This is a genomic window from Polaromonas sp. YR568 (genome assembly GCF_943369415.1).
Lineage (GTDB): Bacteria > Pseudomonadota > Gammaproteobacteria > Burkholderiales > Burkholderiaceae_C > Polaromonas.
Window position 1 is genome coordinate 1 of sequence record NZ_CALRNF020000023.1, and the last position, 21,668, is coordinate 21,668.

The window sequence follows — 21,668 nt, forward strand, 5'->3', positions numbered from 1 at the left end:
GCTCTGCAGCCAGGGCGGCGGCTCAGTTCTTAATCGACGTTAGGGCGGGGTGGGAATTGCTCAGACTGTCGGTCCGCTGTGAACGGCCGATTGCGAATGTGTGGTTCCTCACCCCAGCACCCTAACCATACAAGCGAAGCGAGTTTAGCGAGACCCCGCCTGAACCGAGCACCGCAGGTTGCCCGTAGCGCAGCGGAGGGACGCAGCAACCAGGGGCGCCTTTTCTTTTGCTTACTTTTCTTTGGCGAAGCAAAAGAAAAGTGAGTTGCTGCCGGGCAACCCCCGGCCAGCAGGACTTAGCAGGGGGAAGGGGGGGTGGCCCTTACCCCGTATTCCGCAATCCGGCCGCAATCCCGTTAATCGAAATATGAATCCCCGTCTGCACCCGCTGGTCGGCCTGGCCCGCCCGGTAACGCCGCACCAGCTCGACCTGCAGGTGGTGCAGCGGGTCGATGTAGGGGAAGCGGTGGCGTATCGAGCGCTGTAGCGCTGCGTTGCCGGCCAGGCGCTGCTTTTCGCCGGTGATCAGCACCAGCGCCTCGGCCGTCAGGTGCCATTCGGCCTCAATGGCGCTGAAAATCTTTTTGCGCAGGCGGGCGTCGGCCACCAGCTCGGAGTAACGCGAGGCCAGGGCCAAGTCGCTCTTGGCGAGCACCATGTCCATGTTGCTGAGCAGGGTGCGGAAGAAGGGCCACTGCTTGTACATCTTCTGCAGCAGCGCGAGCGCTTCCTTGCGCGCGGCGGGCGTGCCGCCCTGGTCCAGCATGTGCGCGATCGCCGAGCCGAAGCCGTACCAGCCGGGCAAGGTGAGGCGGCACTGGCCCCAGCTGAAACCCCAGGGAATGGCGCGCAGGTCTTCGATCTTTTGCGAGGCCTTGCGCGACGCCGGACGCGAGCCGATATTGAGTTCGGCGATCTCGCGGATGGGCGTGGCGCTGAAGAAATATTCGGTGAAGCCGGGGGTGTCATAGACCAGCGTGCGGTAGGCCGCCATGCTGGCTTGCGAGAGCTCGGCCGCGGCCTGCAAAAAGGCCTTGGTCGCCGGTTTGGTCGGCTGCAGCAGCGTGGCTTCCAGCGTGGCAGCCACCAGGGTTTCGAGGTTGCGCCGGCCGATCTCCGGATTCGCGTATTTGGAGCCTATGACCTCGCCCTGCTCGGTCAGGCGGATCTGCCCGCGCACCGTGCCCGGGGGCTGGGCCAGGATGGCCTGGTAGCTGGGGCCGCCGCCGCGGCCCACAGTACCCCCGCGGCCGTGGAACATGCGCAGCTGGATGTTGTGTGAATTGGCGAGCACGTCAAAGAGTTCAACCAGCGCAATCTCTGCGCGGTACAGCTCCCAGTTGCTGGTGAAGATGCCGCCGTCCTTGTTGCTGTCGGAGTAGCCGAGCATGATGTCCTGCTCGGCGCCGCTGCGTTTGACCAGCTGGGCGATGCCGGGCACGGCGTAGAAGTCGCGCATGATGGGCGCGGCATTGCGCAGGTCTTCAATGGTTTCGAAGAGCGGCACCACGATCAAATCGTTGGTGGCGTTGTTGTCCAGCGTGCCGTGCATCAGGCCAACTTCTTTTTGCAGCAGCAAGACTTCGAGCAGGTCGCTCACGGTCTCGGTGTGGCTGATGATGTAGTGGCGTATCGCTTCCTTGCCGAAGCGGGCGCGCGCCGTGCGGGCCGCTTCAAAAATCGCGAGTTCGCTTTGCGCATGGGCCGAATACGCGGTGCCGACCACGCGCAGCGGCCGCGCGTCGTTGAGCAGGCCCACCAGCAGCGCGCGCTTGGCGGCTTCGTCGAGCTTGCTGTAGTTCGCTTCGATGCGCGCGACGGCCAGCAGCTCGGCCACCACTTCCTCATGCTTGTCGGAGCTCTGGCGCAGATCGACCGTAGCCAGGTGAAAGCCGAAGACCTCGACCGCGCGAATGAGCGGATGCAGGCGCTGGGCGATCAGGGCCTGGCCGTGGTTGGACTTGAGCGAGGATTCGATGGTGCGCAGGTCGGCCAGGAAATCTTCCGACTTTGGGTAGGCGTTTTGCGGCGCCACGGCATGGCGCGCGGCTTCGCCGCCGGTCAGGTCCTTGAGCGTGGCGGCCAGGCGCGCATAGACGCCGGTCAGGGCGCGGCGGTAGGGCTCGTCCTTGCGGTGCTCGCTGGTGTCGGGCGAGCTTTCGGCGAGGGTGCGCATCTCGGGGCTGAAGTCGACCAGCATGGCCGACAGCGAGAGTTCGCCGCCCAGGAAGTGGACTTCGGTCAGGTAGTGGCGCAGCGCCACTTCGGCCTGCCGGCCCAGCGCGTAGTTGAGCGTGTCGGCGCTGACGTTGGGGTTGCCGTCGCGGTCGCCGCCTATCCACTGGCCCATGCGCAAAAAGCTGTGCACCGGCTGGTTGCCGAGCTCGCGCTCGAGGTTGGCGTACAGCTTGGGAATCTCGCGCAGGAAAGTGGCTTCGTAATAACTGAGCGCGTTTTCGATCTCGTCGGCCACCGTGAGTTTGGAAAAGCGCAGCAGCCGGGTTTGCCACAGCTGCATCACGCGGGCGCGCAGTTGGGCTTCATTGGCGGCCAGTTCGCGCGGCGTGAGGGCGTCCTTGGCGGCGTTGTGGGCCTGGGCCAGCGCCTTGATGTCGTCGCGCGCGGTGAGCAGCTGGGCGATGTCGCGTTCGGCGTCCAGGATGCTTTTGCGCTGCACTTCGGTGGGGTGGGCGGTCAGCACCGGCGAGACGAAGCTGTGCGCCAGCGTGTTCGAGATCGTGCGGGTCGAGATGCCGGCCCAGCGCAGGCGGGCCAGCGCCACTTCGATGCTGCCTTCCTGCGTGTCGCCCGCGCGCTCGTGCACAGCGCGGCGGCGGATGTGGTGGCGGTCTTCGGCCAGGTTGGCCAGGTGGCTGAAATAGGTGAAGGCGCGGATCACGCTGACCGTCTGGTCGCCCGACAGGCCCTTGAGCAGCTTTTTGAGCGCCTTGTCGGCTTCCTGGTCGGCGTCGCGCCGAAACGCGACGGAGAGCTTGCGCACCTGCTCGATCAGTTCGTAGGCGGACACGCCTTCCTGCTCGCGGATCACGTCGCCCAGGATGCGGCCCAAAAGGCGAATGTCCTCGACCAGGGGACGTTCGTTGTCCCTGGAGCGGGTGGAGGCTTTGGGCACGGCAACTGCGGTGCCGTCTCTGGCGCCTTCACTGGCGTGTGGTGGAACCCTCTTGGCGCGCGCGGAAGTGACCATCTCTACCCTCTAGTTCTTGATCCTCGCATGCTAGCATTCACTTCCCCTTATGTATTACAAGCAGGTTACGAGTGTCCGCAGCGTCTGAATCCAAGCCCCATGATATGAAGAAGGTGGTCATCGCCACGCGCGAGAGCCGTCTGGCCCTGTGGCAGGCCGAGCATGTGAAGGCGCTGCTGGAGGCGCGACTGGGCTGGCAGGTCGAGCTGCTGGGCATGACCACCCAGGGCGACCAGATCCTGGACCGCTCGCTGAGCAAGGTCGGCGGCAAGGGCCTGTTCGTCAAGGAACTCGAAGTGGCGCTCAGCGAAGGGCGGGCCGACATCGCCGTGCATTCGCTCAAGGACGTGCCCATGGACTTGCCCGAAGGCTTCGCGCTGGCCTGCGTGCTGGAGCGCGAAGACCCGCGCGATGCTTTCGTCTCTAACCAATTCGCCTCACTGGCCGATTTGCCGCAGGGCGCGGTGGTGGGCACGTCCAGCCTGCGCCGGCTGGTGCTGATCAAGGCTTTGCGGCCCGACCTGGTGATACAGCCGCTGCGCGGCAACCTCGACACGCGCCTGCGCAAGCTCGACGAAGGCCAGTACCATGCCATCGTGCTGGCGGCCGCAGGCCTGAAGCGCCTGGGCCTTGAATCACGCATACGCAACACCTTCGAACCGGCCCAGATGCTGCCCGCCGCGGGGCAGGGCGCGCTCGGCATTGAGGTGCGCGCCGACCGCGCCGACCTGCTGGCCGCGCTGGCCACGCTGGCGCACACGCCGACCTGGCTGGCCGTGACGGCCGAGCGCACGGTCTCGCGCGCCATGGGCGGCAGCTGCTCCATGCCGCTGGCGGCCTTCACGCAAGGCGCGGCGGCCGGCGATGCCATGCGGCTGAACGCGGCCTGGGGCGACCCGGCGACGGCTGAGGCGCCATCAATCACGACCGCCCCGCTGGCCCCACTGGTGCAGGTGAACCAGACGGCGGTGGTGCGCAATTTTGCCGAGGCCGAGGCCCTGGGCGAAGCCGTGGCCGCGCAATTGCGCGCCGGTGGCGCCGTGTGGGCCGGCAAGGGCCCGGGCGCCTGATGCCGCAGATGCCGGTGCGTCCGGCCGGTATGGCGGCCCCCGTCATCGTGACGCGCCCCGCGCAGGATGCCCAGCACTGGGTGCGGCAGCTGCGTGAGGGCGGTATTGCGGCCGAAGCGCTGCCGCTTATCGCCATCGCCCCCGCATCCGATGCCGCGGCGCTTTTGCAGGCGCGGCAAAGCCTGGACCGCTATGCGGCCTGCATGTTTGTCAGCGGCAATGCGGTGGAGTATTTTTTCAAGCCTTTGGCAACTGCGAAACCAGGTTTGCCGCCGTCCCTGCGCTTCATGGCGCCCGGGCCCGGCACCGTGGCGGCGCTGCTGGCTGCGGGCGTGCCCGCCGGGCAGGTCGACGCGCCGGGCGCCGACGCCGAACAATTTGATTCCGAAGCCCTGTGGGCCGTGGTGGGCCGGCGCGACTGGCGGGGCCAGCGCGTGCTGGTGGTGCGGGGCGAAAGCCCGGACGCCGCGGGCGGCGGGGTGTCATCGGGGCGCGACTGGATCGCGCGCCAATGGGAAGCCGCCGGCGCGCAGGTGGATTTTGTCGGCGTGTACCAGCGCCGCGCGCCGCAGTTCAGCGTTGAGCAGCTTGAGCGCGCGCGCGCCGCAAGCGCGGACGGCTCGGTGTGGCTGTTCAGCAGCTCGGAAGCGGTGGCCAATTTGACGCGCCTGCCCGCGCTGGCCGGCATCGACTGGCGCGGCGCCCGCGCGGTGGCGACACATCCGCGCATTGTGGAAGCCGCGCGCGCAGCCGGCTGGGGTGTTGTTGTGGCGTCACGCCCCGCCCTGACGGACATCAGGGACACATTGGCCTCGATAGAATCCCTGTATCCATGAGCGATACCCACACAGCCCAGCCCACCCCTTCCACGCCCGACAACCAGCCTGTGCTGGAGCGCGCGCTGGTCGTGGCTGAACCGTCCGTCGTCGCGCCCGATACCTGGCTGGTGCCGCGCAAATGGGGCCTCCTGGTGGCCGCGCTGGCGGCCGGCGGCCTGCTGGCCAGCGGCCTGCTGTGGCAAAAGCTCGGCAATATCCAGGAAGAGCTGGCGCGCCGCAGCATCGATTCAGGCGCGCAGGCCATCGAGGCCCGTGCCCTGGCGCGCCAGGCCCAGGAAGCCACGCGCGAGCTGTCGGCGCGGCTGGCCATCCAGGAGACCCGCATCAGCGAGGTCAGCCTGCAGCGCACGCAGCTCGAAGAACTCATGCAAAGCCTGTCGCGCTCGCGCGATGAAAACCTGGTGGTCGACGTTGAATCGGCGCTGCGCCTGGCCCAGCAGCAGGCCCAGCTCACCGGCAGCGCCGAGCCGCTGCTGGCCGCGCTCAGGTCGGCCGACCAGCGCCTGGGGCGCGCCGCCCAGCCGCGCCTGAACCCGCTGCAGCGGGCCATCGCCCGTGACATGGACCGCATCAAGGCCGCGACGTTGACCGACGTGCCGGTGCTGATGCTCAAGCTCGACGAACTCGCCCGCCTGGCCGACGACTTGCCGGTGGCCAACGCCATGGTGGCCAGCAATTCCCTGCGTGCCGCGCCTGCCCTGGCTGCGCCTGCTCCGGCCAAGGCCGCCAGCGCGCCGGCGGCCGACAAGCCTTCGATGGGGGTGTTCGACAAGCTCTCGCTCAACGCCTGGTCGCAGCGCACGCTGGACAACCTGCGCGAAGAAGCGCGCAAGCTGCTGCGCGTGAGCCGCATCGAGCAGCCCGAGGCGGCGCTGCTGTCGCCCGAGCAGTCCTTCTTCCTGCGCGAAAACCTGAAGCTGCGCCTGCTCAATGCGCGCCTGGCGCTGCTGTCGCGCCAGACCGATTCGGTGCGCGCCGACCTCGCCAGCGCCAGCGCCTGGCTGGGCAAATACTTCGACCCGTCCTCGCGCAAGACCCAGGCCGCGGCCCAACTGCTGGCGCAGGTGCAGGGCCAGCTCAAAAGCAGCGAGCTGCCGCGCCTTGACGAAACCATGGCCGCGCTGGCCACGGCGGCCGCGGGCCGCTGATTCCCTCAAAGGCAGGACACACGCATGCGCGCCGCTCTCTGGCTCATCGCCCTTTTCGGCGTGGCGGTTGCCGTGGCCCTGTTCGCGGGCAATAACCAGGCGGTGGTGACCATCTTCTGGCCGCCGCACCGGGTCGACATTTCCTTCAACCTGATGGTGCTGCTGCTGGCGGGCCTGTTCATGGTGCTGTACCTGGCGCTGCGCGCGGCGTCGGCGGTCTTCTCGCTGCCGGCCGAGGCCCGCCGCTGGCGCGCCCAGCAGAAAGAACGCGCCATGTACGGCGCCCTCATGGATTCGCTGGCCCACCTGCTGGCCGGGCGCTACATCCGCTCCACCAAATCGGCGCAAAACGCGCTGGCGCAGGAAAAAAGCCTGGGCCTGCTGGCCGACCAGTCCGGCCACGTAACAGGCCACAGCGCCAGCCGCGGCAGCCAGCTGCGCTCCCTTGCCCATTTGCTGGTGGCCGAAGCCGCGCAGTCCTTGCAAAACAAGGGCCTGCGCGAGCAGCACCTTCAGCAGGCGCTGCAAAGCTCGGCGCCGCGCCACGCGCAGGAAGTGCGCGAGGGCGTGCAGTTCCGCGCCGCGCGCTGGGCGCTGGACGACCGCGACGCCGGCGCCGCGCTGGACTGGCTGGCCCAGCTGCCGCAGGGCGCCTCGCGCCGCACGCTGGCCCTGCGCATGAAGCTGCGCGCCTCGCGCCATGCGCGGCAGACCTCGCAGGCGCTGGAAACCGCGCGCCTGCTGGCCAAGCACCGCGCGTTTTCACAGGCCGCCGCGCAAAGCATCATCCGCGGACTGGCGCTGGAGCTGCTCAACGACGCGCACGACCCGTCGCAATTGCAGCAGGCCTGGTTTTCACTCGACGAAAGCGAGCGAGCCATGCCCGAGCTGGTGGTGCATGCCGCCTCGCGCCTGATGGCGCTGCACGGCGATCCGGAACTGGCGCGCAGCTGGCTGCTGCAGGTCTGGGACCGCATGATGCAGCCGCGCTCGGACATCGGCGACAACCTGCGCATCAAGCTGATCACCGTGCTCGAAACCGGCCTGGATTCCCTGGACGCCGCCTGGCTGGCGCGCATTGAAGCGGCGCAGCTGAGCCGCCCGCGCGACGCCAACCTGCAGTACCTGGCGGGCATGGCCTGCCTGAACCGCCAGCTCTGGGGCAAGGCCCGCCAGTTGCTGTCGCAGGCCGCCCCGGCCTTGCAGGACGTGACGCTGCACCGCAATGCCTGGCGCGCCCTGGCCGCGCTGGCCGAGCAGCGCGAGGACGAAACCGCCGCCGCGCAGGCTTACAAGCGCGCCGCGCAGATTTAAGCGCTTTCCTCTTTCCCTCTTGTTTTGTTGTTTGCGGCTTGCCGTCAAGGCCTCGCTCGGCGTGCGCCTGTCCTGAAGACCATTCGCGCGTGAGCGCCAGCTTGCAGGGAGCAGCGGGGCTGCCGGTAGCGGCATTCATCCATGCATCGCGCAAAGAAAAAGGCCCGCATTTGCGGGCCTTTTTAGAGGGGCTCAGCCGTTCGGGCGGCCGAGGCTGGGGCGCTTACGACTTCTCGAAAGGCAGGGGCATCGCACCCAGGTCGCGTTTGGTCTCGACCAGCACCAGCGGGCCTTCGTCCGACACCGCCACGGGCGGGCGCTCGCGGGGCACGTGCGCAGGCTTGGGTTCGGCCGCGATGGCGGCTTGGACCTCGGCGATCTTGGCCGCGTCGGAATTAACCCACTGCAGACCTGAAGACTGGGCTACCTGGGCCAACTGGTCCAAGGGCAGGTCGTAAGACGCGACCTTGGGCAGGCTGGCGGCCACGGGCGCCGGTGCGGCGGCCTGGACCGGTGCGGGCGCCGGGGCTGCGACTACAGGTGCGGGTGTGGGCGCCGGTGCGGCCACCGCAACGGGAGCCGTATACGCGGGAGCCGGTGCTGCTTCAGGCACGAACGGCGCTGCGGGCGTTACGGCGACGGCGGGTGCCGCGTAGTCAGCGGCTGCCGGTGCGCGTTCTTCCCGTGCTTGTCGTTCTTCCCGTTGTGGCTGCTGCTGGGGCTCCGCGAACCCGGCCTGGCCGGCGTCGGCGGCGCCTTCAGCAGGTTGCTGCTGCTCGCTGCGCTCGCCGTTTTCACCGCGTTCGCGGCGGTCACGGCCATAGCGGTCGCGGCTGCGGCGTTCGCGCGGCTGGCGCTGCTCATCACCTTGGGCGCCCTGGCCGTTCTGCGCGGGGGCAACCACATTGCCGGCTTCGTCGAGCACGGGGGCTGCGGGGGCGGCATCGGGGTTGAAGCCGACCGCGCCTTCGGCGGGGGCGTTCTGGCCTTCGGCGCCTTCGGGACGGTCCGCACCGCGGCGGTCGCCGCGGCGTCCGTTGCGGTCGCCGCGTTCACGGCGGCCTTCACCACGTTCGCCGCGCGGCTCGCGGTTGCCCTGGCGTTCGCCGTCCTGGGGAGCGCGCTCCTGGCGCGGCTCGGCGGCGTCACCGCCCATGGCGGCTGCCATCGCGGCCTGGTTGGCCATTGCGAGGTCCTGCTCGACCGGGTCGCGCTGGATACGTTCACCGCGTTCGCCACCGCGTTCACCGCCACGCTCGCCGCGTTCACGGCGGTTGCGGCCGCCTTCGCGGCCTTCACGGTTGGGGGTTTCACCGCGCGGCTGGTCGACGGCGCCTTCGGCGCGGGCCTCACCGGCCGGGCGTTCCTGGCGGCCGGCTTCGTTGCGGCCTTCGGGGTTGCGTTCGCGGCGCTCGCCGCCGCGGCCTTCGCCACGATCACCACGGCCTTGGCCTTCAGGGCGTGCTTCACGGCCCTCGCGGGGTTCGCCGCGGCCTTCAGCGCCACGGCCCTCGCCGCGACCTTCGCCGCGGCTGCGGCCGCCGCGCCGGCCGTCACGGCCGCCGCGTTCGGAGCGCTCACCGCGCTCGCCGTTACGGCCTTCACCGCCGCGGCCTTCACGCCGGCCTTCGCCGCGCTCGTCTTTTTTCACTTCCTTGGCAACAGGTGCCGGGGCCGGCGCTTCGCCGCCGCCGAGCAGGCTCTTGATCCAGCCGAAGAAGCCTTTTTCAGCAGGTGCCGGCGCAGCCACGGGGGCGGGACGGGCAGCGGGCTTGTGCGCAGCTTGCGCAACGGGTTCCGGCTTGGGCGGGGCCACGGGAGCGGGCGCATCGGGCAGTACGCCCTTGATGACGGGCTCCTGCTTGTTGTGCTTTTCCTGGCTGCGGCGCGTGACGGTGGTCGGGTCTTCGATTTCATCGGCCATCTTGTAGCTGGCGGCGATGTTGTCCAGGCGCGGGTCGTCGTGCTTCAGGCGTTCCAGGCGGTAGTTGGGGGTTTCCAGCGTCTTGTTGGGCACCAGCAGCACGTTGATGCGCTGCTTGACTTCGATCTTGGCGATCTCGGAGCGCTTTTCGTTGAGCAGGAAGGAAGCCACGTCGACCGGGACCTGGCACAGCACGGAGGCTGTGCTGTCCTTGAGGGACTCTTCCTGGATGATGCGCAGGATCTGCAACGCCGAGCTTTCGGTGTCGCGGATGTGGCCGGAGCCGCCGCAACGCGGGCAAGGGATGGATGCGCCTTCGGACAGGGCCGGGCGCAGGCGCTGGCGGCTCATTTCCATGAGGCCGAACTTGCTGATGGTGCCGAACTGCACGCGGGCGCGGTCTTGCCGCAGCGCGTCGCGCAGGCGGTTTTCCACGTCGCGGCGGTTGCGCGACTCTTCCATGTCGATAAAGTCGATGACGATCAGGCCGCCCAGGTCGCGCAGACGCATCTGGCGCGCGACTTCGTCGGCGGCTTCGAGGTTGGTGCGGGTGGCGGTTTCTTCAATGTCGCCGCCCTTGATGGCGCGGGCCGAGTTGACGTCGACCGAAACCAGGGCTTCGGTGTGGTCGATCACGATGGCGCCGCCGGAAGGCAGCTGCACGGTGCGGGCGTAGGCCGACTCGATCTGGTGCTCGATCTGGAAGCGGCTGAACAGCGGCGCGTCGTCGCGATAGCGCTTGACGCGGTGCTCGTGCTCGGGCATCACGTGGGCCATGAACTGGCGGGCCTGTTCGTAGACGTCGTCGGTGTCGAACAGGATGTCGCCGATGTCGCTGTTGAAGTAGTCGCGGATCGCGCGGATCACGAGGCTGGATTCCTGGTAAATCAGGAAAGCGCCCTTGCCACCCTTGCCGGCGCCGTCGATCGCGGTCCAGAGCTTGAGCAGGTAGTTCAGGTCCCACTGCAGTTCAGGCGCGCTGCGGCCTATGCCGGCGGTGCGCGCGATGATGGACATCCCGTTGGGATATTCCAACTGGTCCATGTTCTCTTTGAGCTCGGCCCGGTCTTCGCCTTCGATGCGGCGGCTCACGCCACCGCCGCGCGGGTTGTTGGGCATCAGGACCACGTAGCGGCCTGCGAGGGAGACGAAGGTGGTGAGGGCCGCGCCCTTGTTACCGCGTTCTTCCTTTTCGACCTGGACCAGCAGTTCCTGGCCTTCCTTGATGACGTCGTTGATGCGTGCCTGGTTGACGGGCACGCCTTGCGCAAAGTATTGCTTGGAGATTTCCTTGAACGGCAGGAAGCCGTGGCGGTCTTCGCCGTAGTCGACGAAGCAGGCTTCCAGCGAAGGCTCGACGCGCGTGACGACGGCCATGTAGATGTTGCCCTTGCGCTGTTCGCGCCCTTCGATTTCAATTTCGTAGTCGAGGAGTTTTTGTCCGTCGACGATCGCCAGGCGGCGTTCTTCAGCCTGAGTGGCGTTTACCAGCATCCGTTTCATGGGTAGCCTTCCTTATCGTTCTTCGTTTTGATGTCATGTCTCGAACATCAATCACATGCCCAAAATGGGCCAACGACGCCGGAGGGACGCAGTGCGAACGTGGAGGAATTGCCGGAGAGCTTTTGACGGCGCGCGGCCGACCGGGATGAACCGGTCAGCGACGTGGTCTGGGCGTAGGCGCGTGGATGGAGCGAGCAGGGGTCAAACGGGTGGGTGCCGCGCAAAGCGCGGCTGCTTGCGCCCACTGCACAAAGGCCGGCGGCTGATTCATGCCGAACGCAGGGCCCACGAATGTCGTGAAGCGCCGCAGGCATATGTAAATCAGACTGACCAGTATTGTCATCAGAAGGCTACCCGTTAAAGGACTTGATCTCGGCAGGATCCGTGCGCAGCCTGTTGTTCATGACTTGGGCTGCACACATGGTATTCCGTAGTTGTGTTCGCAAAACGTCGACTCGTCTACCGTGCAAAGACGCTCGCCGCGAGGTGCCTGGCACTCGTCGCTTGCGGGCAATTGCCGGCGTGGGCATCGACCTTCCAGCGAGGCTGCTTGCTTGCCTTTTCAGGGCCGGGGACTTGTGTGGACTAAACTCCAGACAAATCAACCACTTACAGCGCATCGCTAGTGAAACACATTATAGGGTCAGCAAAGGGCTTGGCAAGGAGACCCGGGAAAACACCGGTATGGGCGTCTGCGGCCGTGTCCGGGCCCCAGCCGCCAGCCACCCCGGCGCGGCACGTTCCCCAGGCGCCGGCCCCGGCTGCGCCCCAGGCCACGCTGGTGACGGTGGACGAGGACTACGCCGGCCAGCGGCTGGACAATTTCCTGATCCGCCAGCTCAAGGGTGTGCCCAAAACCCATGTCTACCGCATCATCCGCAGCGGCGAAGTGCGGGTGAACAAGGGCAGGGCGCAGGCTGACACGCGGGTGGAAACCGGCGACGTGGTGCGCCTGCCGCCGGTGCGCACCTCGGAGCGGGCCGGGCAGAAGGCCGAGGCCATGGCCCAGGAAATCGCCCGCCACGGCGCCAGTTCCACCACGGGCGGCTACGCGCCCTCCCGCGAATTTCCCATCCTGTTTGAAGACGATTTCGTGCTGGCGATAGACAAACCGGCCGGCGTGGCCGTGCACGGCGGCAGCGGCGTGAGCTTCGGCGTGATCGAGCAGCTGCGCATGGCGCGCCCGGATGCCGATTTCCTGGAGCTGGTGCACCGGCTGGACCGCGAAACCAGCGGCATCCTGCTGATCGCCAAGCGGCGCATGGCGCTCAAGCTGCTGCAGGAGCAATTCCGCGAGCGCGAAACCGACAAGGTCTACCTGGCGCTGGTCGGCGGCGACTGGCCGGCCAACCACCGCGTGATCGACAAGGCGCTGCACAAGTATTTGCTGCCCGACGGTGAACGCCGCGTGAAAGTGGTCGACAACGAGCACCCCGACGGCATGCGCTCGGTGACGCTGGTCAAGGTCAAGGCGGCGATTCCCGCCAGCCCGCTGGTGCCGGCAACGCCTTTCACCTTGCTGGAAGTCACCATCAAGACCGGCCGCACACACCAGATCCGCGTGCACCTGGCCAATGAAGGCCACCCGATCGCCGGCGACGACAAATACGGTGACTTCGAGTTCAACCGGGCGCTGCAAAAAACTGCCGCCGGCGCCGCGCCGCTCAAGCGCATGTTTTTGCACGCCTGGCGCCTGAAGTTTCACCATCCCAAAACCCGCAAGGCCGTGCAACTGGAGGCGTCCTTGCCGCCCGAGCTGCAGCAGTTTCTGCCGGCGGCGCCCGCGGAAGTGGTTTAACACCCTGCCGCACCGGGGCGTAGCGGCCCGGTGACAATAAGGCGATATGCAAACCCGAAATTTCGACCTGATCGCCTTTGACTGGGATGGCACGTTGTTTGATTCGACCAAAATCATCGTGCGCTGCATCCAGGCCGCGGTACGCGATGTGGGCGGCACGGTGCCCACCGACAAGGAAGCTGGCTACGTGATCGGCCTGGGCCTGATGCAGGCGCTGGCCCATGCCGCGCCCGACGTGCCGCCTGAAAAATACCCGCAGCTAGGTGAGCGCTACCGCCACCATTACGCGGCCCATTACGACGACCTGAGCCTGTTCGACGGCGTGCTACCCCTGCTGGATGCGCTGAAGGCGAGCGGCCACCTGCTCGCGGTGGCCACCGGCAAGTCGCGCCGCGGCCTCGATGAAGTGCTGCGCACGGTGGAGCTCAAGGGCGTGTTCGACGGTTCCCGCACGGCCGACGAAACGGCCGGCAAGCCCGATCCATTGATGCTGCATGAATTGATGGCGGAGTTTGACGTGGCGCCCGAACGCGTGCTGATGGTGGGCGACACCACCCACGACCTGCAGATGGCGCTCAATGCCGGCTGCCCCAGCGTAGGCGTGAGCTACGGCGCGCACGAGCCGGACACCTTCGCCGTGCTGGCGCCGCGCCACGTGGCGCACTCTGTGCAGGAACTGCACGACTGGCTGCTCGCCCATGGCTAGGGCCAGGCGCTAAGGCCATGGACGAACGGCAAGCCTTGTGCAACAGCCGTGACCTGCTCGAAGGCGGGCTTGCGGTGCCGTTCGACGTGGTCTACGCGGGGCAGACCTGTCGCGCTTTTGCGGTGCGGTTTGAAGGCGGGGTCCACGCCTATCTGAACCGCTGCACGCACGTTGCGATGGAGCTGGACTGGCAGCCCAACCGGGTCTTCGACGACCAGGGTCAGTGGCTGTTGTGCGCCAGCCATGGCGCCGCCTACCGCCCCGATACCGGCCAATGCGCCGGCGGCCCCTGCCAGGGCGGCCTGGTCAAAATCGCGCTTTCGGAAGCCGAGGGGGTTGTTTATTGGCATTCTGCTTACAACCTTAAACCGCTACAGTTCTAATACCTCTCTAAACTATTGCCCATGAACGATCCCCACCGCACCGAGCCCTCCACAGACCCTGATTTGCTGCGCGAATCGGATTTCCGGCCCAACCAGCCCGAGTCCCTTCCGCCTTACTCGCAAGCCAAAAAATCCGCCGACTACCCTTCCGCTACGCCCGGCTGGGAGCGCGCGACGCTGGAGAAGCTGGCCTTTGCCTCGCTCAATGAGCAAAAGGCCACGCGCCGCTGGAAGACCTTTGTGCGCCTGGCCTGGCTGGCATTTTTTGTCGCCCTGGTCTGGATGGCGCTGCACCGCGGCACGCCCGCCAGCGACGCGACCGTTCCGCACACCGCCGTGGTGGAAATCAAGGGCGAGATCGCCGCGGGCGCCGACGCCAGCGCCGAATTCGTCAACGCGGCGCTGCGCGCCGCCTTTGAAGACGACGGCGCCAAGGCTGTCGTGCTGCTCATCAACTCGCCCGGCGGCAGCCCCGTGCAGGCCGGCATGATGAACGACGAAATCCTGCGCCTGAAGGCCAAGCACAAGAAGCCGGTCTATGCCGTGGTGGAAGAAACCTGCGCCTCCGCCGCCTATTACATCGCCGTCTCGGCCGACAGGATTTACGTCGACAAGGCCAGCATCGTCGGCAGCATTGGCGTGCTGATGGACGGCTTCGGCTTCACCGGCCTGATGGACAAGCTGGGCGTGGAGCGCCGCCTGCTGACCGCCGGCGAGAACAAGGGTTTCCTGGACCCGTTCAGCCCGCAAAGCGAAAAGCAGCGCGCGTTCGCGCAGGCCATGCTGGACCAGATTCACCAGCAGTTCATTGCGGTGGTCAAAGCCGGCCGCGGCAAGCGCCTGAAGGAAACGCCAGAAATGTTCAGCGGCCTGTTCTGGAGCGGCCAGCAGGCCGTTGAACTCGGCCTGGCCGACCAGCTCGGCAACCTCGACTACGTCGCGCGCGAAGTGGTCAAGACCGACGAGATCATCGACTACACGCGCCGCGATAACGTGGCCGAGCGCCTGGCCAAGAAATTTGGCGCGGCCATGGGCGAGGGTGCGATGAAGGCCTTCAAGGCGATTCCGGCGCTGCGTTAAGCAGGCGTTGCCTTCGTGAAAAAGCCCGCGTCATGCGGGCTTTTTTGTGGGCGTTCGCCGCGGCTTGTGCTTCAGCGACCTATGCCGAACACGGTCGGCAAATCCAGCGGCGCCTGCAGCTTGTCGCGCTTCCACGCGCTGACCTGCGAGCTGCGCGACCAGCCCGTGCCCATGGTCAGGCCGCAGCTCAGCGCCAGCCGGGTGTTGCCCTGCAGCGTCTGCAGCAGCGACTGGAACAGCGCGGCATTGCGGTAGGGCGTTTCGATGAAGAGCTGGGTCTGGCCGGATTTCAGCGCCAGCGATTCCAGCTCGCGTATGCGCTGCACCCGCTCGGCCGGCGCCTGCGGCACGTAGCCGGCAAAGGCAAAACTCTGGCCGTTGAGGCCGCTGGCGGCCAGCGCCAGCATCAGCGACATCGGGCCCGTGAGCGGCACGACTTCCAGTCCCAGGTCGTGCGCTGCGCGCACCACGGACGAGCCTGGGTCGGCAATCGCCGGCATGCCGGCTTCGCTGACCAGGCCCATGTCGCGGCCTTCCATGGCGGCCATCAGCAGAGGGCGCGCGTCGAAGTTGCCGCTGTGGTCCCCCTTTTTGTGGACCTCGCGCGGCAGCTCCTGGATTTGCTGCGACTGCAGCGGTGCGACCAGCGGGTGCAGCGCGTCGATGCGCTTGAGGTAGGCGCGCGTGCTTTTGGCGTTTTCGCAGATCCAGCAAGACAGCCGCGAAGCGACCTGCAGCGTCTGCAGCGGCATGACGTCCTGAAGCGGCGCCTGCACGTCGCAGCCGAAATCCAGCGGCGCCGGCACCAGGTAGAGCTTGCCCTTGGCGGCGGCGCTCATGGCCGGCCTCCCGAGAGTAGCTTTACGCCCGCAGCCTGGATCATCCGGCAGGTGCGTATCAGCGGCAGGCCGACCAGCGCCGTCGGGTCGTCGTTGTCTATGGACTCCAGCAGCGCGATGCCCAGCCCCTCGCTTTTGGCGCTGCCCGCGCAGTCGTAGGGTTGTTCGATGCGCAGGTAATGTTCGATCTCCTCGTCGCTCAGTTCGCGGAACTTCACCTTCACCGGGGCCAGGCTTTGCGCCTCATAGCCGCTTTCGAGGCAGACTACGGCCACGGCGGTCTGAAAAATCACGGTGCGCCCGCGCATGCGGCGCAGTTGCGCCACCGCATTTTCATGGGTGCCAGGCTTGCCCAGCGGCTCGCCGTCCAGGTCGGCCACCTGGTCGGAGCCGATAACGACCGCGCCCGGGAACGCCGCGGCAACCGCGCGGGCCTTGGCCAGCGCCAGGCGCTCGGCCAGTGCGCGCGGAGCCTCGCCGGGCTGCGGGGTTTCATCCACCTCGGGCGCGGCGACTTCAAACGGAATGTGCAGCCGCTGCAGCAGTTCGCGGCGGTAAGGCGAGGTCGAACCCAGGACGAGAGGGCGGTTTGTAATGGAATCGGGAGCAAGGGTCATGCCCTGATTCTCTTACACTGCATCCATGTCCAGATCCCTTCAGCCCAACCGGCTCAACATGAAAGCGTTTGCCCAGGAGGGCGCGACGCTTGACGAAACCACTCCGCTACAAAAGATGGAGCGCCTTGCCGAGGAAACGCAAGGCCTGCGGGCCGATTCAATCGTCAGGTGGCAAGCGCTCGGCGAGTTGCGCCCGCGCGCCGGCACCGACGACGATGTGTGGCTGCACCTGCAGGCCCAAGCCACCGTCCCGCTGACCTGCCAGCGCTGCATGGGCGTTGTGGAAACGCCGGTGGAAGTGGACCAGTGGTACCGCTTTGTAGCCACTGAAGACATCGCCATGGCCGAGGATGACCAGTCCGAAGAGGATTTGCTGGTCATGGAGCCCCAGTTCAACCTGCTCGCCGTGCTGGAGGATGAACTGCTGATGGCCTTGCCGCTGGTGCCCATGCATGAGGAATGCCCGGTTGCGCCCAGGCTTCAGGCCGGTGATCTTGAGGATTCAGGCGCGGCGGGCGAGTCTGGCGAAAAACCCAACCCCTTCGCGGCGCTGGCACAGCTCAAAATCAAAAAATAGTATTTTTGTATTACTAATTGTGGGTTCGCCGCCGCAAATCACCGACATTTCACCCGCCGCAAGCCTTTGTGATGAAACTGCCTCGGCATCAAGCTATAATCAAAGGCTTCGCGTACCAATGCGGTGAATACGGCGACGTGGCGCTCAGGCTGCCACGAGCCGATATTCAGGTGCAGCTCCCGCTGCCTGAACTCGGATTTTGGTGCGTAATTTACCAACCTTACACCCCATCAGGAGCCGAACATGGCCGTCCAGCAGAACAAAAAGTCACCTTCGAAGCGCGGTATGCACCGCTCGCACAACGCACTGACCGTGCCAGGCATCGCCGTGGAATCCACCACCGGCGAAACCCACCTGCGCCACCACATCAGCCCCACCGGTTTCTACCGCGGCCGCAAGGTGCTGAAAACCAAATCCGAAGCGTAATTCCACGCTTTAAGCATGGGCCCGCACTCATCCTGCGGGCCTTTCTTTTGCCTGAATTCCTCATTTTGACTGCACCGGTCGCCCCATGATCAGGATCGCTGTCGATGCCATGGGCGGCGATATCGGCCCAGCCGTCACGCTGCCGGCCAGCCTGGCTTTCCTCAACGGCCACCCGGATGCCGGCGTGGTGCTGGTCGGCCAGCCCGAAGTCCTGGCCTTGCATCCGCTGCACGCGCAACTGCAAGCCCATCCGCGCTGCCAGATCGTTCCGGCCAGCGAGATCGTCACCATGGACGATCCCATCGAGATCGCTTTGCGGCGCAAGAAAAACTCCTCGATGCGGGTCGCGATGAATCAGGTCAAGGACGGTGCAGCCCAGGCGGCAGTGTCGGCCGGCAATACCGGCGCGTTGATGGCGATTGCCCGCTACGTGCTCAAGACCCTGGAAGGCATAGACCGCCCAGCCATTGCCACCCAGTTGCCAAATGCCTTGGGCGGTGCCACCACCGTGCTGGACTTGGGCGCCAATGTTGATTGCACCGAAGACCACTTGCTGCAGTTTGCTGTGATGGGGTCCGCATTGGTGGCAGCCATCACCAGCAACCCGACACCAAGCGTCGGCCTGCTCAATATCGGTGAAGAGGCCATAAAAGGCAGTGAAATAATCAAAAAAGCTGGAGAATTGTTGCGTTCTGCTTCTAATTCCGGCGATTTGAATTTTTATGGAAATGTCGAGGGCAACGATATTTTCAAGGGAACGACTGATATCGTCGTCTGTGACGGTTTTGTGGGCAATGTGGCGCTCAAGGCCAGCGAAGGCCTGGCGAGCATGATAGGTGGCTTCATCAAGGCCGAATTTTCCCGCAATATTTTGACCAAAATAGCGGCTATCATTGCTTATCCGGTTTTAACGGCGTTTAAAAATCGGGTTGACCACAGGCGCTACAACGGCGCCGCCCTGCTGGGCCTGCAAGGCCTTGTCTTCAAGAGCCACGGTTCGGCCGACGCCTTCGCTTTTGAGACGGCGCTGAATCGGGCTTATGATGCGGCTCGGAACAATTTGCTTGAGAGAGTCCGCGAACGGATTGCCCATGCGGCCCCTTTGCTGGTCGCGGCGCAGGCGGCATCATCCGCTGAAGCGGTTGCAGAGCCCTCCTCAATGCCAGTTGACTCAGCAGTTTCAACACCGGCCACTCATTAATGACCCGTTACTCACGCATCACAGGCACCGGTAGTTATTTGCCGCCGCGCCGACTGACCAACGCCGATCTGGCCGCCGAACTGGCGACCCGGGGCGTGGAAACCTCCGACGAATGGATTGTGGAGCGCACCGGCATCCGGGCCCGCCACTTTGCCGCGCCCGACGTCACCAGCAGCGACCTGGGCGTGGAAGCCGCCAAAAATGCCCTGCAAGCCGCGGGCCTGCAGGCGTCCGACATCGACCTCATCATCGTGGCGACCTCGACACCCGACATGGTGTTTCCATCCGCCGCCTGCATTTTGCAGAACAAGCTGGGCATCGCCGGTTGCGCGGCCTTCGACGTGCAAGCCGTGTGCAGCGGGTTTGTTTATGCGTTGACCGTGGCCGACGCCTTGATCCGCACAGGCTCGGCCAGCAAGGCGCTGGTCATAGGCGCGGAAGTGTTCTCGCGCATACTGGACTTTTCGGACCGCACCACCTGCGTGCTTTTCGGCGACGGCGCGGGTGCGGTGGTGCTCGAGGCCTCCGACACGCCCGGTATTCTCGCGAGCGACCTGCATGCCGACGGCAAGCATGTCGGCATCCTGTGCGTGCCCGGCAATGTGTCGGGCGGCCAGATCCTCGGTGACCCTCTCCTCAAGATGGACGGCCAGGCCGTGTTCAAGCTGGCCGTGGGCGTGCTCGAAAGCGCCGCGCGCGCCACGCTGGCAAAAGCCAACATGACCGACGCCGACATCGACTGGCTGATCCCGCACCAGGCCAATATCCGCATCATGCAGAGCACGGCCAAAAAACTGAAGATGCCGCTGGAAAAGCTTATCGTCACGGTCGACCAGCACGGGAACACCTCCGCCGCCTCCATTCCGCTCGCGCTGGATGTGGCGGTGCGCAGCGGCAAGATCCAAAAAGGCGACACCCTCATGCTCGAAGGCGTGGGCGGCGGCTTTACCTGGGGTGCGGTGCTGCTCAAATACTGAGTGGCTCCCATCCATCTGCCAGGTTTTCACAGATAGGTGGGCACTTGAATTTCAAACCGTCCGGTGCGTGGGATCGCCTTGCAGCTGCCTTGCTGGTGCTGGCTTTCGCGTTGGCCGGATTGAAAATCCTGCAACGCGCACCGGCATCTGATTTCGCGGTTCCGCTCATTGAGGCCGTCAAGCCCTTGTCACGCACCGGCCTGCCTGGGCAGCAGCTCTCGCCGGATGGGCGCTTCCGCTTTGACGCGCAATTTGTCTCGTCCTCCCCCGGCCAGGCCGTGCACGCCGCCTCCCTCGTGGAATTGCGCGACGGCCGCTTGCGGGCGGTCTGGTTTTCGGGCTCTCGCGAAGGTGCCGGCGACGTCACCATCCAGAGCGCCATCACGGACGCCACCGGTTTACGCTGGGGGCCGGAAAGCACGTTATTCGACCGGCAAACCCTCCAGCAAGGCCTGTGGCGCTACGTCAAGAAGCTGGGCAACCCGGTGATTGCCCGCGCACCGGACGGCTCGCTGTGCCTGTGGATGGTCAATGTCTCGCTGGGCGGATGGGCAGGCAGCTCCATCACCTGGGCGCGCTCCACGGATGAAGGCGCGACCTGGAGCGCACCGCGCCGGCTGGTGACCTCGCCTTTCCTGAACATCAGCACGCTCGTCAAGGGCGCTCCCGTCAACTTTGAAAATGGCGAAACCGGCTTGCCGGTGTACCACGAGTTCGTCACCAAGTTCGGCGAAGTCCTGCGCATCAACGCACTCGGCGAGGTGGTCGACAAGACCCGCATTCCCGGCAGCCGCACCAGCTTGCAGCCGGTGGTATTGGTCTCGGGGCCGGATAAGGCGCAGGTCTATATGCGCTCGGGCAATGCCAGGGCGCTGATGGCCTCGGACACCGCCGACGCCGGCAAGACCTGGTCTGCCACCCATGCAAGCGCCTGGCCCAACCCGGACTCCGCATTGGCGGGCGTCGTGACGAACACCGGCACGCAGTGGCTGGCCCTGAACCCGGCGCCCCGCAACCGCGAAATGCTGGCCTTGCTGCAAACCGCGCCGGGTGGCTCGTTTGACGGGGCGACGCCGTGGATGGTGGAGTCGTCCGCCAATCCGCAGGCGCGCACGTCCACCGCCGACTACGAGCGCCTGCTGACGCAGGAACTCAAGGCGCTGGGCGCCCGTGACGACGAAGCCCAGGCCTATGTAGCCAGCGCGCGGCGGCAGTTGTGCGGCGAGCAGAGCTGCTCCCAGGAATTTTCCTACCCCTACCTGCTGCAAAGCCGCGACGGCTACCTGCACCTTGTCTATACCTGGCACCGCACGCGCATCAAGCATGTGCGGCTGGATCCCCTGCAAACCCCTCAGTCCGCGCAAGCGGCGCCCGCCAATGTTCCCTCCGGCAAATGACCTGATCGCCTTGCTCGGCATCAACCTGGTGCTCAGCGCCGGGGGCCTGCGCCTGCTGAGCTGGCGGCGCGGCGTCACGCCGTGGAGCAAGTGGGCCACGGCGGTGGTGTTTGTGCTGCTGTGGTGTCCGGTCGGGCCGGCCCGCTTGCCGCTGGTGGCCTATGTGCGCGGCATCAGTTCGGACCTGAGTATTTCCTTCGTGGCCATCGCCTGCCTGGGCATGTGCCAGCGCCTGTCGGGTGCTCGCCTGGTGGATGGGCGAGAGCGCGCACTGGTGAACGTGGCCTTTGCGGCCGGCGCCTTGTTTTTGTACCCGCTGGCCCTGGGCTGGGGGGACTGGGATGCTTACCGGCTGGGCTGGGGCTCTGTGGGTTTGTGGGCGGTGCTTCTGGTGCTGTCGCTGGCATGCTGGGCCAAGGGGTTTCGGTTGTTGCCCTTCCTGGTGGCCCTGGCATTGCTGGCCTGGGTAGCGGGCGCGCTGGAGTCCACCAATCTGTGGGACTACCTCATCGATCCGTGGCTGGCCGTCGCGGCCATTTTTCAGTGCATCAGGTCGGCCGTCGGCTGGGGGCTTGCGCGCTTGCGCGGCACGCCTGCCGGCGCTAGTCCTTCGTCATCCTGACAAGCGCTCCGCATCTCAAAAAAATGACCATTCATGTTC

General features: G+C 66.1%; 18 protein-coding genes. 14 read left to right on the plus strand and 4 right to left on the minus strand.

Going from position 1 to position 21,668, the window contains the following annotated elements; all coding sequences use genetic code 11:
• Positions 1-322: 322 nt before the first annotated feature.
• On the minus strand, positions 323-3,208 hold the full coding sequence (ppc, locus tag ACLV74_RS15060) for a phosphoenolpyruvate carboxylase (RefSeq protein ID WP_411880208.1): 2,886 nt from the start codon (positions 3,206-3,208) through the stop codon (positions 323-325).
• A gap of 104 nt (positions 3,209-3,312) precedes the next feature.
• On the opposite strand from ppc, the gene hemC reads away from it, so the two are divergent.
• Genes hemC through ACLV74_RS15080 form a run of 4 tightly spaced genes read left to right on the plus strand, consistent with a single transcriptional unit; the run spans position 3,313 to position 7,579 of the window.
• Complete coding sequence (hemC, locus tag ACLV74_RS15065) at positions 3,313-4,278, plus strand: hydroxymethylbilane synthase (RefSeq protein WP_411880209.1); 966 nt, start codon at positions 3,313-3,315, stop codon at positions 4,276-4,278.
• Positions 4,278-5,114, plus strand: coding sequence for a uroporphyrinogen-III synthase (locus tag ACLV74_RS15070; RefSeq protein ID WP_411880210.1), 837 nt, complete (start codon positions 4,278-4,280; stop codon positions 5,112-5,114). The genes hemC and ACLV74_RS15070 overlap by 1 nt, the downstream gene beginning before the upstream one ends.
• A complete protein-coding gene (locus ACLV74_RS15075; RefSeq protein WP_411880211.1) occupies positions 5,111-6,265 on the plus strand; it encodes a uroporphyrinogen-III C-methyltransferase in 1,155 nt (384 codons plus the stop codon). The genes ACLV74_RS15070 and ACLV74_RS15075 overlap by 4 nt, the downstream gene beginning before the upstream one ends.
• Before the next feature lie 24 nt (positions 6,266-6,289).
• Positions 6,290-7,579, plus strand: coding sequence for a heme biosynthesis HemY N-terminal domain-containing protein (locus ACLV74_RS15080; protein WP_411880212.1), 1,290 nt, complete (start codon positions 6,290-6,292; stop codon positions 7,577-7,579).
• A 223-nt stretch (positions 7,580-7,802) separates the two neighbouring features.
• Here ACLV74_RS15080 and ACLV74_RS15085 read toward each other — a convergent pair whose 3' ends face one another.
• Positions 7,803-11,006: an Rne/Rng family ribonuclease gene (locus ACLV74_RS15085; RefSeq protein ID WP_411880213.1), complete on the minus strand. Its 3,204-nt coding sequence runs from the start codon at positions 11,004-11,006 to the stop codon at positions 7,803-7,805.
• A 700-nt stretch (positions 11,007-11,706) separates the two neighbouring features.
• Here ACLV74_RS15085 and ACLV74_RS15090 point away from each other — a divergent pair.
• From ACLV74_RS15090 to ACLV74_RS15105, 4 genes are read left to right on the plus strand one after another with little or no spacing between them, the layout of a single operon-like run.
• Positions 11,707-12,804 carry an RluA family pseudouridine synthase gene (locus tag ACLV74_RS15090; protein WP_411880214.1) on the plus strand — a complete coding sequence of 366 codons (1,098 nt, stop codon included), beginning with the start codon at positions 11,707-11,709 and terminating at the stop codon, positions 12,802-12,804.
• A 46-nt stretch (positions 12,805-12,850) separates the two neighbouring features.
• The gene (locus tag ACLV74_RS15095; protein ID WP_411880215.1) at positions 12,851-13,510 is read left to right on the plus strand and encodes an HAD family hydrolase; all 660 of its coding nucleotides are present in this window, start codon (positions 12,851-12,853) and stop codon (positions 13,508-13,510) included.
• 17 nt (positions 13,511-13,527) lie between these two features.
• The gene (locus tag ACLV74_RS15100; protein WP_411880216.1) at positions 13,528-13,893 is read left to right on the plus strand and encodes a Rieske (2Fe-2S) protein; all 366 of its coding nucleotides are present in this window, start codon (positions 13,528-13,530) and stop codon (positions 13,891-13,893) included.
• Between the two features lie 21 nt (positions 13,894-13,914).
• Positions 13,915-14,973: a S49 family peptidase gene (locus tag ACLV74_RS15105; RefSeq protein WP_411880217.1), complete on the plus strand. Its 1,059-nt coding sequence runs from the start codon at positions 13,915-13,917 to the stop codon at positions 14,971-14,973.
• Between the two features lie 71 nt (positions 14,974-15,044).
• On the opposite strand, the gene ACLV74_RS15110 is transcribed toward ACLV74_RS15105, so the two are convergent.
• Entirely contained in the window at positions 15,045-15,812 is a 768-nt protein-coding gene (locus ACLV74_RS15110; protein WP_411880218.1) for an SAM-dependent methyltransferase, read from the minus strand.
• Positions 15,809-16,429 (minus strand): Maf family nucleotide pyrophosphatase, encoded by a 621-nt coding sequence (locus ACLV74_RS15115; protein ID WP_411880219.1) that lies wholly within the window; start codon positions 16,427-16,429, stop codon positions 15,809-15,811. The genes ACLV74_RS15110 and ACLV74_RS15115 overlap by 4 nt, the downstream gene beginning before the upstream one ends.
• Positions 16,430-16,454: 25 nt before the next feature.
• On the opposite strand from ACLV74_RS15115, the gene ACLV74_RS15120 reads away from it, so the two are divergent.
• From ACLV74_RS15120 to ACLV74_RS15145, 6 genes are all read left to right on the plus strand, one after another.
• Positions 16,455-17,006 (plus strand): YceD family protein, encoded by a 552-nt coding sequence (locus ACLV74_RS15120; protein WP_411880220.1) that lies wholly within the window; start codon positions 16,455-16,457, stop codon positions 17,004-17,006.
• Positions 17,007-17,249: 243 nt separating this feature from the next.
• Positions 17,250-17,432 carry a 50S ribosomal protein L32 gene (rpmF, locus tag ACLV74_RS15125; RefSeq protein ID WP_007873878.1) on the plus strand — a complete coding sequence of 61 codons (183 nt, stop codon included), beginning with the start codon at positions 17,250-17,252 and terminating at the stop codon, positions 17,430-17,432.
• A gap of 85 nt (positions 17,433-17,517) precedes the next feature.
• Entirely contained in the window at positions 17,518-18,633 is a 1,116-nt protein-coding gene (plsX, locus tag ACLV74_RS15130; RefSeq protein WP_411880221.1) for a phosphate acyltransferase PlsX, read from the plus strand.
• On the plus strand, positions 18,633-19,610 hold the full coding sequence (locus ACLV74_RS15135; protein ID WP_411880222.1) for a beta-ketoacyl-ACP synthase III: 978 nt from the start codon (positions 18,633-18,635) through the stop codon (positions 19,608-19,610). Before plsX ends, ACLV74_RS15135 begins: the two co-directional genes overlap by 1 nt.
• 44 nt (positions 19,611-19,654) lie before the next feature.
• A complete protein-coding gene (locus ACLV74_RS15140; protein WP_411880223.1) occupies positions 19,655-21,007 on the plus strand; it encodes a sialidase family protein in 1,353 nt (450 codons plus the stop codon).
• The gene (locus tag ACLV74_RS15145; protein ID WP_411880224.1) at positions 20,988-21,629 is read left to right on the plus strand and encodes a hypothetical protein; all 642 of its coding nucleotides are present in this window, start codon (positions 20,988-20,990) and stop codon (positions 21,627-21,629) included. The genes ACLV74_RS15140 and ACLV74_RS15145 overlap by 20 nt, the downstream gene beginning before the upstream one ends.
• Positions 21,630-21,668: the final 39 nt, after the last annotated feature.

Bases quoted from the DNA above. Each gene is read 5' to 3' on its own strand.
- ppc (WP_411880208.1), bottom strand. From the start codon at position 3,208: ATGGTCACTTCCGCGCGCGCCAAGAGGGTTCCACCACACGCCAGTGAA.
- hemC (WP_411880209.1), top strand. From the start codon at position 3,313: ATGAAGAAGGTGGTCATCGCCACGCGCGAGAGCCGTCTGGCCCTGTGG.
- ACLV74_RS15070 (WP_411880210.1), top strand. From the start codon at position 4,278: ATGCCGCAGATGCCGGTGCGTCCGGCCGGTATGGCGGCCCCCGTCATC.
- ACLV74_RS15075 (WP_411880211.1), top strand. From the start codon at position 5,111: ATGAGCGATACCCACACAGCCCAGCCCACCCCTTCCACGCCCGACAAC.
- ACLV74_RS15080 (WP_411880212.1), top strand. From the start codon at position 6,290: ATGCGCGCCGCTCTCTGGCTCATCGCCCTTTTCGGCGTGGCGGTTGCC.
- ACLV74_RS15085 (WP_411880213.1), bottom strand. From the start codon at position 11,006: ATGAAACGGATGCTGGTAAACGCCACTCAGGCTGAAGAACGCCGCCTG.
- ACLV74_RS15095 (WP_411880215.1), top strand. From the start codon at position 12,851: ATGCAAACCCGAAATTTCGACCTGATCGCCTTTGACTGGGATGGCACG.
- ACLV74_RS15100 (WP_411880216.1), top strand. From the start codon at position 13,528: ATGGACGAACGGCAAGCCTTGTGCAACAGCCGTGACCTGCTCGAAGGC.
- ACLV74_RS15105 (WP_411880217.1), top strand. From the start codon at position 13,915: ATGAACGATCCCCACCGCACCGAGCCCTCCACAGACCCTGATTTGCTG.
- ACLV74_RS15110 (WP_411880218.1), bottom strand. From the start codon at position 15,812: ATGAGCGCCGCCGCCAAGGGCAAGCTCTACCTGGTGCCGGCGCCGCTG.
- ACLV74_RS15115 (WP_411880219.1), bottom strand. From the start codon at position 16,429: ATGACCCTTGCTCCCGATTCCATTACAAACCGCCCTCTCGTCCTGGGT.
- ACLV74_RS15120 (WP_411880220.1), top strand. From the start codon at position 16,455: ATGTCCAGATCCCTTCAGCCCAACCGGCTCAACATGAAAGCGTTTGCC.
- rpmF (WP_007873878.1), top strand. From the start codon at position 17,250: ATGGCCGTCCAGCAGAACAAAAAGTCACCTTCGAAGCGCGGTATGCAC.
- plsX (WP_411880221.1), top strand. From the start codon at position 17,518: ATGATCAGGATCGCTGTCGATGCCATGGGCGGCGATATCGGCCCAGCC.
- ACLV74_RS15135 (WP_411880222.1), top strand. From the start codon at position 18,633: ATGACCCGTTACTCACGCATCACAGGCACCGGTAGTTATTTGCCGCCG.
- ACLV74_RS15145 (WP_411880224.1), top strand. From the start codon at position 20,988: ATGTTCCCTCCGGCAAATGACCTGATCGCCTTGCTCGGCATCAACCTG.